General features: G+C 69.9%; 14 protein-coding genes and 1 riboswitch. Of the genes, 4 read left to right on the top strand and 10 right to left on the bottom strand.

Going from position 1 to position 12,615, the window contains the following annotated elements; genetic code table 11:
- The first annotated feature begins 115 nt into the window (after positions 1-115).
- Positions 116-1,702 (top strand): AMP-binding protein, encoded by a 1,587-nt coding sequence (locus tag Q9R27_RS02955; RefSeq protein ID WP_311250824.1) that lies wholly within the window; start codon positions 116-118, stop codon positions 1,700-1,702.
- A gap of 99 nt (positions 1,703-1,801) precedes the next feature.
- On the opposite strand, the gene Q9R27_RS02950 is transcribed toward Q9R27_RS02955, so the two are convergent.
- From Q9R27_RS02950 to Q9R27_RS02925, 6 genes are all read right to left on the bottom strand, one after another.
- A complete protein-coding gene (locus tag Q9R27_RS02950) occupies positions 1,802-2,263 on the bottom strand; it encodes an OsmC family protein (RefSeq protein ID WP_311250823.1) in 462 nt (153 codons plus the stop codon).
- A gap of 191 nt (positions 2,264-2,454) precedes the next feature.
- Positions 2,455-3,228: an ABC transporter ATP-binding protein gene (locus Q9R27_RS02945; protein WP_311250822.1), complete on the bottom strand. Its 774-nt coding sequence runs from the start codon at positions 3,226-3,228 to the stop codon at positions 2,455-2,457.
- Positions 3,225-4,244: an iron chelate uptake ABC transporter family permease subunit gene (locus Q9R27_RS02940; RefSeq protein ID WP_311250821.1), complete on the bottom strand. Its 1,020-nt coding sequence runs from the start codon at positions 4,242-4,244 to the stop codon at positions 3,225-3,227. Before Q9R27_RS02940 ends, Q9R27_RS02945 begins: the two co-directional genes overlap by 4 nt.
- Positions 4,241-5,236 (bottom strand): iron ABC transporter permease, encoded by a 996-nt coding sequence (locus Q9R27_RS02935; protein WP_311250820.1) that lies wholly within the window; start codon positions 5,234-5,236, stop codon positions 4,241-4,243. Before Q9R27_RS02935 ends, Q9R27_RS02940 begins: the two co-directional genes overlap by 4 nt.
- Positions 5,233-6,177, bottom strand: coding sequence for a siderophore-interacting protein (locus Q9R27_RS02930; RefSeq protein WP_311250819.1), 945 nt, complete (start codon positions 6,175-6,177; stop codon positions 5,233-5,235). The genes Q9R27_RS02935 and Q9R27_RS02930 overlap by 4 nt, the downstream gene beginning before the upstream one ends.
- On the bottom strand, positions 6,174-7,190 hold the full coding sequence (locus tag Q9R27_RS02925; protein ID WP_311250818.1) for an ABC transporter substrate-binding protein: 1,017 nt from the start codon (positions 7,188-7,190) through the stop codon (positions 6,174-6,176). The genes Q9R27_RS02930 and Q9R27_RS02925 overlap by 4 nt, the downstream gene beginning before the upstream one ends.
- Positions 7,191-7,380: 190 nt before the next feature.
- Here Q9R27_RS02925 and Q9R27_RS02920 point away from each other — a divergent pair, with 190 nt between their 5' ends.
- Complete coding sequence (locus Q9R27_RS02920) at positions 7,381-8,190, top strand: AraC family transcriptional regulator (protein WP_311250817.1); 810 nt, start codon at positions 7,381-7,383, stop codon at positions 8,188-8,190.
- A 166-nt stretch (positions 8,191-8,356) separates the two neighbouring features.
- Here Q9R27_RS02920 and Q9R27_RS02915 read toward each other — a convergent pair whose 3' ends face one another.
- Complete coding sequence (locus tag Q9R27_RS02915; RefSeq protein WP_311250816.1) at positions 8,357-8,635, bottom strand: MoaD/ThiS family protein; 279 nt, start codon at positions 8,633-8,635, stop codon at positions 8,357-8,359.
- Between the two features lie 130 nt (positions 8,636-8,765).
- Positions 8,766-10,031, bottom strand: a complete 1,266-nt coding sequence (gene thrC / locus Q9R27_RS02910) for a threonine synthase (protein ID WP_311250815.1) — start codon at positions 10,029-10,031, stop codon at positions 8,766-8,768.
- Between the two features lie 9 nt (positions 10,032-10,040).
- Positions 10,041-10,181: riboswitch (SAM riboswitch) on the bottom strand.
- Positions 10,182-10,291: 110 nt separating this feature from the next.
- On the opposite strand from thrC, the gene otsB reads away from it, so the two are divergent.
- Positions 10,292-11,143, top strand: a complete 852-nt coding sequence (gene otsB / locus Q9R27_RS02905; RefSeq protein WP_311250814.1) for a trehalose-phosphatase — start codon at positions 10,292-10,294, stop codon at positions 11,141-11,143.
- On the opposite strand, the gene Q9R27_RS02900 is transcribed toward otsB, so the two are convergent.
- Together Q9R27_RS02900 and Q9R27_RS02895 are read right to left on the bottom strand one after the other, a co-directional pair.
- Positions 11,131-11,658: a LytR C-terminal domain-containing protein gene (locus tag Q9R27_RS02900; RefSeq protein ID WP_311250813.1), complete on the bottom strand. Its 528-nt coding sequence runs from the start codon at positions 11,656-11,658 to the stop codon at positions 11,131-11,133. The genes otsB and Q9R27_RS02900 overlap by 13 nt on opposite strands.
- Positions 11,659-11,662: 4 nt before the next feature.
- Positions 11,663-11,965, bottom strand: coding sequence for a DUF3263 domain-containing protein (locus Q9R27_RS02895; protein ID WP_311250812.1), 303 nt, complete (start codon positions 11,963-11,965; stop codon positions 11,663-11,665).
- A 231-nt stretch (positions 11,966-12,196) separates the two neighbouring features.
- On the opposite strand from Q9R27_RS02895, the gene Q9R27_RS02890 reads away from it, so the two are divergent.
- On the top strand, positions 12,197-12,613 hold the full coding sequence (locus Q9R27_RS02890) for a cyclic nucleotide-binding domain-containing protein (protein ID WP_311250811.1): 417 nt from the start codon (positions 12,197-12,199) through the stop codon (positions 12,611-12,613).
- Positions 12,614-12,615 lie beyond the last annotated feature (2 nt).

The following is a 12,615-nucleotide window of genomic DNA, read 5'->3' as shown; positions in this document are numbered from 1 at the left end:
GCCAGCGATCGGCGCGGCCAACGCGGGCTGTCCGGCGGGTGAAGGTTGTGGGGTGTTCACCCCATTCACTGGGAATGACTTGATGAGAACACGTTCTAGTTGGCATCCTTGGGGCGTGACCCAGACCACAGGACCCCGCCGCCCGATCAACCTTGCCGACCTGCTGGAGGCGATGGCCGACACCATCGGCGACCGGGTGGCCATCAAGTCGATGGAGCGCGACTACACGTTCGCCGAGATCGACGAGCGGGCCACCCGTCTGGCCAACCACATGGTCGGCCTGGGCGTGCAGCCAGGCGATCACGTTGCCGTCCACGCGACGAACTGCATCGAGTGGGTCGACGCCTGGTATGGCCTGATGAAGGCACGCGCCGTGCCGATCAACATCAACTTCAAGTACCTGCACGACGAGCTGGCCTATCTCTACGACAACTCCGACTGCGTGGCCGCGGTGATCGCGCCCGAATACGTCGACGCGGTCAAGGCGCTCGACCTGCCCACCCTGCGCGAGATGGTCGTCATCGGCGAGGAGTACGACGCCGCGATGGCCGCCGCCTCCCCCGAGCGGCAGGTGCAGGGACGCTCCGGCGACGACCACTACGTGATCTACACCGGTGGGACCACCGGCAACCCGAAGGGCGTCGTGTGGCGCCAGGAGGACTTCATGCGCGCGGCGCTGAACGCCAGCCGGTTCGGCGCGCCGTTCGACTCCATCGAGCAACTCGCTGCCGAGGCCGCCGCCAACGAGAACCCGATGACCCTGCTCGCCTGCGGCCCGATGATGCACGGCGGCAGCCAGTGGATCATGGGCAACGGCCACGTCGCGGGCTATGCGGTGGCGCTCTACACCGAGCGGAACTTCAGCGCGGAGACGATCCTGGACCTGGTCCAGAAGGCCGGCGTCGGCTCGCTTACCTTCCTCGGCGACGCGATGGGGCGCCCGGTCGCGGAAGCCATCCTGGCCGAGCCCGACCGCTGGGACCTCTCCTCGCTGGCGGCCGTCTCCAACGGTGCCGCTCCCCTCTCGGAAGGTGTCCGCGACGAGATCCGCAAGGCGTTGCCGGGCCGGTTCATCCTCGACTCCTACGGCGCCTCCGAGTCCGGGGCGACCGGGTCGCGGATGGACGACGGGTCCGAGGGCCCCTCGGGAGCCCCGAAGTTCTCCGTCGGCCCCGACGTGGAGGTCTTCGACGAGAACCTGAAGCCGGCACCGGTCGGCGTACGGGGGATGCTCGGCCGCTCCGGCGCCGTACCGCTGGGCTACTACAAGGACGAGGTGAAGTCGGCGGCGACGTTCAAGGAGATCGACGGCGTCCGGTGGTCGATCCCCGGCGACTTCGCGCGGCGCGAGGAGGACGGCTCGGTCACCGTGCTCGGGCGCGGATCGGTGAGCATCAACACCGGCGGCGAGAAGGTGCACCCCGAGGAGGTCGAAGCGGTGCTGCTGCGCCACGAGGACATCTTCGACGCCGTCGTGGTCGGCACCGCGCACGAGCGCTGGGGCCAGCAGGTCACTGCCCTGGTCCAGAAGCGCGAGGGCACCGAACTCACCGAGGACGAGGTGCGCGAGCACTGCCGCAGCCTGATCTCCAACTACAAGGTGCCCAAGGTGGTCTTCTTCGTCGACGAGGTGCCACGCACCCCGGTGAGCAAGGTCGACTACCCGGCCAGCATCGAACTCGCCAAGCGACTCATCGGCTGACCGTCGAGGCGGCACGTGTTGACGCGGTACGACGCCGAGGCGGCACGTGTTGACGCGGTACGACGCCGAGGCGGCGTCAATTGACGCCGACTCGCCGTTTCAGCAGGCGGTCACCACGGGTTCGTGGGTGACCGGGAAGTTCACCGAGGCCGCGATGAAGCAGTTCTCCGCGGCCTCGGCATGGATCGCCACCGCGGTCTCCACCTGGTCCGCGGCGGCCACCGTGACCCGGGGGCGCAGCACCACCGAGGTGAACCGGCCACCCTGGCCGACCTGATCCAGGGTGGCCACCGGCTGATCGTCGTACGCCGTGACCACGACGCCGTGGTTCACCGCCGAGTGCAGGTAGGACAGGCAGTGGCACTGCGCCAACGCCGCCAGGAGCATCTCCTCCGGGTTCCAGCGGGAGGCGTCGCCGCGGAATGTCGGGTCGGCCGAGCCTGCCAGATCGGGCTTGCCGGTGGCCCGCAGGAGCACGTCACGGCCATAGTCGCGATAGCCGCTGGTGCCGGTGCCGCGGTTGCCCTGCCAGGTCATGTCGAGGCGGTAGTGGTGCTCCATCCACCCATCCTTGCGCATGCCTGGCCCGCGGCCCCGGCGCGACGGCGTACGGCGGCACTTGTGCGGTGCTGTGGCGCGGCGTACGGCGGCACTTGTGCGGTGGTGTTGACGGAAACGGGCACACAGCCCTACTCAAGCGACGAAGACTCCGCGTTACAGGCGCGTGCAGGAGGAAAGGCTCCGCCGGTGAGTCAGTCGGCCGGGACCACCATCGGGGTGCCGGTGACCGGGTCCGGGACCACGACGCAGGCCATCGAGAACACGTCCTCGACGGTCTCCGCCGTGATCACCTCGGCCGGTGGCCCCGCGGCCACCACCGTGCCCTCGCGCATCGCCACGACATGGTCGGCGAAGCGGCAGGCCTGGTTCAGGTCGTGGAGCACGACGACCACGGTCCGGCCCTCGTCGACCTGCCGACGCAGCAGACGCAGCAACTCGTACTGGTGGGCGATGTCGAGGAACGTGGTCGGCTCGTCCAGGAGCAGGTACGGCGTCTGCTGGGCCAGCACCATCGCCACCCAGACCCGCTGCCGCTGGCCGCCGGAGAGTTCGGAGACCAACCGGTCGGCGAGATCGCTGCCCCCGGCCGACTCCATCGCAGAGGCGACCGCGTCCTCGTCCGACGGATTCCAGGTGCCGAGCAGGGACTGGTGGGCATAGCGGCCACGGCGCACCAGCGCCTCGACCCGGATCCCCTCCGGGCTGACCGCGACCTGCGGCAGGAACCCGAGTTCGCGGGCAACCTCCCGGGCCTTCCACGCTGCCACCGGGCGCCCATCCAGTTCCACGGATCCGGCCCGCGCCGCCTGGAGGCGGACCAGCGAGCGCAGCGTGGTCGACTTGCCACAGGCGTTCGGTCCGATGATGGCGGTCAGCGCGCCGTGCGGCACCTCCAGGTCGAGCCCCTCGACGACCAGGCGGTCGCCGTACCCCAGGCTCAGCCCCTGGGCACGCAAGCGGTTCATCGGCGGATCTCCTTCGTCAAGAGCCACAGCAGGTAGAGGCCACCGACTCCGGTGGTCACCACCCCCACGGGCAGCATGGTCGGTGCCAGCAAGGACTGGGCGATCAGGTCGGAGCCGGTGAGCAGGAAGGCCCCGGTCAACGCCGCCGGCAACAGCGGTACGCCGGCAGCCGCGGCCAGGCGACGACCGATCTGTGGCGCGGAGAGCGCAATGAAGACGATCGGCCCGGCGACGGCAGTGACCGTGGCGGAGAGGCCGACGCCGATCAGGACCAGCAGGATCCGCAACCGCGGCAGGGTGATCCCCGAGGTGACCGCGAGCTCGTCACCGAGGGCAGCCTGGTGCAGCGGCCGCGCGAGCACAACCAGCAACCCGGACAACGCCACGATCACGGTCACCGGGGCGTCGATGTCGACCCAGTCCAGGCCGTTGAGCGAGCCGGCCTGCCAGACGCTGGCCGAGATCGCGATGTCGAGGTCCGAGCGCAGGATGATCCAGGAGTTGACCGCGGTCAGGACCGCCTGGATCCCGATGCCGATCACGATCAGCCGCAAGCCGGAGAATCCGCCACCGGCGGAGAGGAGGTAGACCACCAGCGCCGCGCCGAGTCCGCCGCCGATCGCGGCAAGCGTGATCGTCGCCTCGCTGGCCACTGTGAGGCTGAAGACGAGGAGCACCCCGGTATAGGCGCCGGCGTCCAGCCCGATGATGTCCGGCGCGCCCAACGGGTTGCGGGTCAGGTTCTGGAAGATCGCACCGGCCAGGCCCAGTGCTGCCCCGAAGACCAGTGCGGCCACCACCCGCGGCATCCGCCACTGGGTCACCGAGACCCGGATCGGGCCCTCGCCGCGCAGTGCCGCCAGCACGTCGCCGGGCCGGTCCCAGCCGCTGCCATAGCAGAGGGCGGCCAGGACGACGGCCAGGGAAAGGACGGCCAACACGGCGCACACGACGGCGGTCCGGGCATCAATCCGCAGCACGTGTCCGGCCCGCAGGCGCACCTTCAGGATGCTCATCCGCCCACCGTCCCGTGACGGCGTACCACCCAGATCAGCACCGGGCCCCCGATCACCGCGGTCAGGATCGCCACCGGCACCTCCCCGGTCTCGAGCAGCACCCTGGCCAGGATGTCGGCCGCGACCGTGAGCAGGGGACCGGCGACCAGGCAGAGCAGCATCAGCCAGCTGATCGAGGCCTGGCTGAACCGGCGTACCACGTGCGGCACGATCAGGCCCACGAACATGATCGGCCCGGCCACCGCAGTGGCGGTCGCGGCAAGGATCGTGGCGACCAGCAGCGTCAGCACCCGGACCCGGACGACCTTGACCCCGAGGCCATGGGCCACGTCGTCGCCCAGCATCACCGCACCCAGCGGTGGTCCCAGGAGCAGCGCGGCCAGCAGGGCGATCGCCAGCACCAGGCAAGGCAGCAGCAGCGGCAACTGCTCCCGGCCGGCCAGCGAGCCGACGGACCAGAAGCGGTAGCGGTCGAAGGTGGCCGGGTCGGTCAACCGGATGCCGATCGAGAGCCCGGCCAGCACTGCGGTCAGCGCCACGCCGGCCAGCAGCAGGCGCAACGGGTCCGCTCGCCCGACGAGCTGGACCGCGAACGCCGCCACCGCAGCGCCGACGAAGGCAACCACGAGCGTGGCCACCTGCCCCGACGCGTCGAAGTAGCGGGTCGCCACCACCACCGCGAAAGAGGCCCCGGCGGTGATGCCGAGCAGGCCCGGCTCGGCGAGCGGGTTGCGCGTCAGCGTCTGCACCAGGGCGCCGGAGAGGGCCAGTGCGGCCCCGACCAGGATGGCGAGCATGGCCCGCGGCAACCGGACACTGCGCACGGTGATGTGGGCGCTGTTGCCGTCCTCGGGAGAGACCAGCGCGCGCAGCGACTCAGTGACGCTGACGTCGCCCTTGCCGACGGTGAGGCTGACCAGGACGACGCCGACCAGCAGGATCAGTCCGGTCCCCACGGCCACCGCCGGGGTGCGGTACGTCGTGCTGCTCACGCGCCGTGCTGCTCCGCGTGGTCGTGCCCGTGTTCGTGTTGGTGATCGTGGTCGTGGGCCTCCTCGCCGTCGGCCAGCCCCTCGTCGTCGTGATCGAGCTCGACCGCTCCACGCTTCCAGTATCCGGTGACCAGGCTGTCGATGCCCTGCTCCTTCGACCAGCGGCGCAACGGCTTGATGTCGCCTGCCTCGCCGGCTGCGAAGAGGAAGGTATCGCCCGGGTCGGCCCCGGCCAGGTCGAGCTCGGCGACTGCCGTGGCCAGCTGCGAACCTCCGGCCCGCGGCAGCCACGCGACGGTGAGGCCCGGGCGCGACGGCAGCGGATAGTCGACCTCACCGGGATGGTCGTGGTCGACCAGCACGTGGACCGCGACACCCCGCTCCTCGATCCAGTCCCCCTCCTCCAGCCAGCGCGCCAGCGCCGGCAGGGCGGTGGTGTCGATGGCGAAGACATAGCAGGAGTAGGTGTGCGCGAAGGCGAGTGACCCGGGTGGACCGGCCAGCACCACCTCGTCGCCGGGCTGGGCGCCGACCGCCCAGTCCGAGGCGAGGCCACCGGGGTGCAGCACGATGTCGAGGTCCAGTTCCCCCGCGGCGGGGTCGTGGCGACGGATCGTGTACTTGCGCATCGGCGGCGCCGGGGCACTCCAGTCGAGCATCAGCCGGTCCGGGTCGTACGTCGGATCGTTGCGGGTGCCGTCCTCGAGCGGGAAGACCACCCCGACATGGTCATCGCAGGCGTGCGAGTGCAGCCGGGCGATCTCCGGACCGGCCAGGGTGAGCCGCAGCATGTGCGGCGTCACCTCGGTGCGGGCGAGGACCGTGGTGGTCCGGATCCCCACGGGATAGGGCACCCGGACGGTGCCGCGCCCACGGTCCTGGTGGGCGCGGACCGCGGGCTCGGGGTCACGGCGTACGTCGTTGCCGCGGGCCTCGGTCACGGGGCGAGCTCGTCGGCGAACGCGCCGCCGAACGCCTTGTCGATTGCCTCCAGCGTGATCATTGCCGAGGCGTACGTCGCGGCCTCGGTGTATTGCAGCGCGATCACGCGACCAGCCTGCACCGCAGGCAGGTTCTGCCACAGCGGCGAGTCGAGGACGTACTGCACCTCCGGCGAGACGGACCCGTCGACCTCGATCGTGTAGGTGATCCAGTCGGCGTCGCCGAGGCTGGCAGGGAGCTCCTCGATGGAGGGATACTCGCTGACCTCTGCCGAACCGCCAGCGCTGGCGTCCTTGACCTCGCCGTAGTAGGTCACCCCGATGTCACCGGCGATGTTGGTCCCCCACGAGCCCGCGAACTCGCGCTGGAACTCGCCCGCGGTGATGTCGCCATAGGCGCCGACGTGGCCGAACTCCAGACCGTCCAGGACATCGGCGTACTTCGCCTTCAGCTCGTCCGCCCGGGCATAGTAGGCGTCCTTCTGCTCCTCCCAGTTGCTGAGCACGCCGGCCGCCTCGGCCTGGCGCCCGCCCAGTTCCTTCCAGGAGTCCGGGACGCTCGGGCCCAGAACGACGACAGGGGCGACCTGCTCGAGGCGCTCCATGTTCACCGAGCCGAGCACCGGCAGGGGCACGCCCAGGATGATCACGTCGGGGTCGACCTTCTCGACCGCGTCGTAGTTGATGCTGTCCGCGGTCTCGCCCATGATCTTCTCGGTCGACTCATAGGTCTTGAGGTCCTCATCCGTCATCATCGCGGTGCCGCGACCCCACTCGGAGATCCCCACCAGCGGGGCGTCAGCCTCGAGCATCACGGGAACGGCGTACCCCGTGGCGACGACGCGCTTGGGCTCCTTGGGGATCACCACCTCTCCGTTCTCGGCGGTGATGGTGATCGTCTCGCCCTCGACCTCGGCACTCTCCTCGCCGGCCCAGCAACCGCTGAGCGAGAGGCCCATGGCGGCCGTGGCGACGAGGACGGTGGCGCGGCGGAGCAGGGAATGCGAACGCATGGAAATCCTTCTTCTCGGCGAGCCGCCGGCCTGACACGCGGCGGCTCCGGACTGCGGGCCCACGAACGTGGTTGCACGCACAGCGGGACCCAGCGGATCCCGGAGCGAGGTTAGGTTAGCCTTGCTATTGCTGGAGTCCGTGTCGCAGAGGAGTCAGATGGTGTCGCCGAAAGGACAACCCACCTCCCTCGTGGCACCCCTGACCGCCTCCGATGTCGGCGAGATCACAGTCGAGGACTATGGCTACGGCCTGGGGCCGCCGAACGGCATCCTGGTGCTGCGCTATCCACCGGCCGCGACGATCCCTGACTTCCCCGAGGGGCGCGACGACTTCCTGCACCAGGTCTTCTTCTCCCCCGACGGTGCCCTGGTCGTACGCCGCGGCGAGACCAGCCACTTCCTCTCCTCCACCGAGATGCTGTGGGTGCGCCGCGGTGCCGTCATCGAGGTCCGTGGCCTGGGCCTGCAGACCGTGCTGCGCACCTGCGTACGGGAGGCACCCGCCCGCCTGACCCGGCACGGTGCTGCCGTGCTGGCCCCCAGCCGGCAGGTGCGCGAACGGATCCTGGCCCTCGCCCGTCCGGGGGTGAGCCAGGCCGAGGGGCTGCAGGCCCGCGCCGAGATCTTGGAGGGGCTCTGCGCCAGTCCGGCGGCCGAGGTCGAACACGCCGCCAGTGCACCGATGACGCCCGCTCGGGCCGTGGCACGCGCCCTGCGCGTCGACCCTGCCGACCCGACCGGCCTCACTGCATGGGCCGAGCAATTGCACGTCAGCCCCAAGACCCTCCAGCGTGACATCGAGCGGCAGTTCGGCCTCACCTTCACCACGCTGCGCACCCAGATCCGGCTCAGGGCCGCACTCGCCCTGCTCCCCGGGCTCTCGGTCACCGAGACCGCGCACCGGGTCGGCTATGGGAGCGCGTCCGCCTTCGTCGCGGCGTTCACCCGCGAGTTCGGCCAGTCACCGGGCCGCTACGGGCAGGCGCCGCTCGCCGGCTGAGCCCGCCCGGCTCCGCTGCGTACGTCGTGGCCCGAGCTCGTGCGGTGGTGTGGCGCGGCGTGCGGCGGCACTTGTGCGGTGGTGTTGACGGAAACGGGGCGCACAGCCCTCCTCAAGCGACGAAGACCCCGCGTTACAGCCGGGAAGGGAAGGAAGCGGCGGGCGGTCAGCAGCCGCCGGCCACGGCCGGGATCACCGACACCTGGGCACCAGCCGGAGTGGGGGTGTCGAGGTTCTCCAGGAAGCGGACGTCCTCGTTGCCGACGTACACGTTGACGAAACGCCGCAGCGCCCCGCCCTCGTCGAGGATGCGGGCCTTGATGCCGGCGAAGTTGGCGTCGAGGTCGTCCAGCACCGCGGCCAGGGTGTCGCCGGTGGCGCTCACCTCGGACTCGCCGCCGGTGTAGGTGCGCAGGATGGTGGGGATGCGGACGGAGACGGACATGGACTTCTTCCTTTGCTGCGTTGCTTGGTGAGCGTCGTCAGGTGGGTGCGGCTGCACGGCGGATCCGCGCAGGCGACGCCGGGAAATCAACGATTGAGCTTTCGAGCATCAACGAGTGAGCGTTCGTGGGTCAGACGATGTTGGCGGCGACGAAGGCGTCATACGCCGGGGCGATGGTGGCCCGGGCGCCGACGCGGTCGGAGATCGCGTCCAGGGTCTTCAGGCCGTGACCGGTGTTGATCACGACGGTCTCCAGGAACGGGTCCAGCTGGCCGGTCTCGACGAGCTTCTTGAGTACGCCGACGGTGGTGCCGCCGGCGGTCTCGGTGAAGACCCCCTCGGTGCGGGCCAGCAGCACGATCGCCTCGCGCACCTCGTCGTCGGTGATGTCCTCGACCGCACCACCGGTGCGCTTGCAGACGTCGAGCACGTAGATGCCATCGGCAGGGTTGCCGATCGCCAGCGACTTGGCGATCGTGTCGGGCTTGACCGGGCGGATTGCGTCCACGCCGGACTTGAAGGCGACCGAGACCGGCGAGCAGCCCTCGGCCTGGGCACCGAAGACCTTGTAGGGCTTCTCCTCCACCAGGCCGAGCTTGATCAGCTCCTGGAAGGCCTTGTCCACCTTGGTCAGCTGGGATCCGGAGGCAACCGGGATCACGATCTGGTCGGGCAGGCGCCAGCCCAGCTGCTCGGCGATCTCGTAGCCCAGGGTCTTGGACCCCTCGGCGTAGTAGGGGCGGACGTTGACGTTGACGAACGCCCATCCGTCCTCCTCGCCAGCGATCTCCGAGGCGAGCTTGTTGACGTCGTCGTAGTTGCCGTCGACGGCGACCAGGTTCTCGGTATAGATCGCGGAGTTGACCTGCTTGGGCTGCTCCAGGTTGCTCGGGATGAAGACGACCGTCTTGATCCCGGCCCGGGCACCGGCCGCGGCGACGGCGTTGGCGAGGTTGCCGGTCGAGGGGCAGGCGAAGACCTTCGCGTCGAGCTCGCGGGCGGCGCTCAGGGCGCAGGCCACGACGCGGTCCTTGAACGAGTTCGTCGGGTTGGTCGAGTCGTCCTTGACCCAGAGGTTCTCGATGCCGAGCTCGCGGCCGAGGTTGTGCGCCTTGAGCAGGCGGGTGAAGCCGGGCTCCATGTTGGGGCTGGTCTCGATGTCGGACGGCACCGGCAGGAGCGCCTTGTAGCGCCAGATGTTGCGGGGGCCGGCCTCGATCTCCTCGCGGGTCACGGCCGGGAAGTCGTAGGCAATCTCCAGCGGGCCGAAGCACTCCGGACAGGCATAGTGCGGACCGAGGTCGATCTGGTGGCCGCACTCGCGACAGGAGAGGGCCGTGGCGTGGCCGAAGGCGCCGTCCCGCAGGGTCCGCTTCTCAATGGTGCTCGCGCTCATGAGTCCTCCTCCTCATCTTCCCCGTCGACGTCTCTCGTCGCGGGCCGGAATTAGCACCGTTTCCACGACTGGTCCGACGGGCGGATCAGGGGACTCGTGGCGGTTGCCGGGACTTCACTGGGCCGTTCCCTCAGTCCCTCTCGATGAGCTGTGCAGAACACTACGCACTCGTCTCAACATGTGCACATCGATTCCGCCATCCGGACAGCGCGGTCCAGGCCCCCGCCGCCGGGCCGACCGGCTGTGGTTGGCTGGTCGTCATGGAGTACCTCTCCGCCGCTGCGGGTGACCGCTGGCATGCCGTGGCTGCTGCAGCCGCCGGCACGGTGATCGGACTGGACTTCGACGGCACCCTGGCCCCGATCGTCGACGACCCGGCCCAGGCCAGGCTGCACCCGCAGGCACACGGCGTACTGGTGGAGCTGGCGGAGGTCTTCGCCGGCGTCGCGATCATCACCGGGCGCCCGGCCCGGCAGGTGATCGCACTGGGCGAACTCGACGACGTCGCCGACGCCTTCACCGAGCGGGGCACGGTGCTCCACGTCCTGGGCCAGTACGGCAACGAGACCTGGTCGTCGCAACAACGGCGCATCGTCTCCCCGCGCCCGCCGCGAGGTCTGGGCGCATTCCTGGCCGACCTGCCGGCGACCCTGCGCGCGGCCGGGGCCCCGGATGCGTACGTCGAGGAGAAGGGCCTGGCGGTCGCCGTCCACACCCGCCGCCTGCCCGACGGACCCGAGGCGTTCGGCCGGCTGATGACGCCGTTGCGGCAACTCGCCACCACCCACGGCCTGGTCCTCGAGCCCGGCCGGAGCGTGATCGAGGCCCGCGCACCCGGAACCCACAAGGGAGACGCCGTGGTCCGCCTGGCCCGTGAACTGGACGCTTCGGGCTTCCTCTTCGCCGGCGACGACCTGGGCGACATCGAGGCCTTCGCCGCCGTGGCAGAACTCCGTGGCGCCGGACTGGCGACCCTGCTGGTCTGTTCCTCCTCCGACGAGCAGGGGGCGCTGCTGTCCCTGGCCGACATCGCGGTGCCGGGGCCCGACGGCGTACTGGACCTGCTGCGCCGGCTCAGTGCCGACGCGCGGGAAGCCGCTCAGCCCTCGTAGTCGGCCGTCAGGATGACGGTGAGCCGGTCGCCCTTCATCGGGTCGACGGCGGGGACCAGGCGGTCGATGCCCAGGTCCTTGGCGAGCAGTTGCGCCTCAGCCTTGAGCCGGTCCGGGTAGTAGACGGTCGAGGACGGGATGTTACCGCCCTGCCAGTCGTCGACACCGACGACCTGCCAGCCGGCGTCACCGGCCTTGGTGCTGGTCCGTCCGGCGAGCCCGTTGATCCGGGAGCGGTTGTAGATCTCGACGAAGATCTCACCGCGCTCCACGACCGGTTCCTCCGGCGTGGGCGTGCTGGTCGGCTCGGCGCTGGGGCTCTCCTCCGGCGCCTCGGGCGCCTGGGAGGCATCGGCGCTCGGGTCGTCGGCGGGCTGGGAGACGGTCGACATCTTGCCCTGGTCGTCGTCGCCGTTGGTGACCAGGAAGGTGATGCCGGCCATCGCCACCGCGACGATGCTGAGCATCACCAGCGGCGAGGGGACCGCCACCCCGCTCTCGTCGCGCGTGCGCATGGCCTCAGACCTCGAAGCCCAGTCGACGGGCAGAGCGCTGGCGCTGGCGGGCAGCGCGCAAGCGGCGCAGGCGGCGGACCAGCAACGGGTCGGCGGCCAGGGCCTCCGGGCTGTCGATCAACGCATTGAGCACCTGGTAGTAACGGGTCGAGGACATGTCGAACTTCTCCCGGACCGCCTGCTCCTTGGCGCCGGCGTACTTCCACCACTGCCGCTCGAACTCGAGGATCTCGGCGTCGCGCTCGGACAGCGCGGAGGAGGTTGCCCCTGCACTGACCGGCTGGTTGACGCTCTCGGCAGCTTCCATGCGCTTCGACCCCTCTACTTGCTGAACGGGTCCGCTTCCCCGGACTCCGGAACCCATACTAGACGGTGAATCACAAACATGTCATTCGTTGTTCGGCGAGTTGCCTGATGGTGCAGGAGTGGCGACTTTGGCCGTCCGTGGGCCCGCTCTGGACACTTGAGCCGTGTCCGGTAAAGATCTATCCGGGAGGGGAGTACGGCGCCAACGCCAACGCCTCGAGAGGAACCACACATGAACGACGACGCCATCCAGCGCCGCAAGCTTGCCGCGATCGACCGCTTCAGCAACCTGACCGACGCCGAGGTGCAGTCGATCGTCGACCGCGGTACGCCGGTCCGGATCCCCGCCAACTGGTCCCTGATCTGGGAGAAGACGCCGGCCGACAAGGCCTACATCATCATCGAGGGCGAGGTGTCGGTGCGCCGCAACGGCGAGGAGATCGCCCGCCTCGGTCCCGGCGACACGGTCGGCGAGACCGCCATCGTCACCCACAAGCTGCGCAACGCCAGCGTGGTGTCCCTGACCGAGCTCCAGGTCCTCCACTTCACCAGCGAGGCCGTCCAGGAGTTGCTCGGGATCGAGACGTTCCGCACCGCCCTGGAGCAGACCAGCCAGGACCGTCTGGCCAAGCCCGCTCCCCCGGCCTGAGC

Origin of the sequence: Nocardioides sp. AE5, assembly GCF_031844485.1 — a bacterium.
Lineage (GTDB): Bacteria > Actinomycetota > Actinomycetes > Propionibacteriales > Nocardioidaceae > Nocardioides.
The sequence above is the reverse complement of the archived record's forward strand: the minus strand, read 5'-3'. Positions and strand labels throughout refer to the sequence as shown.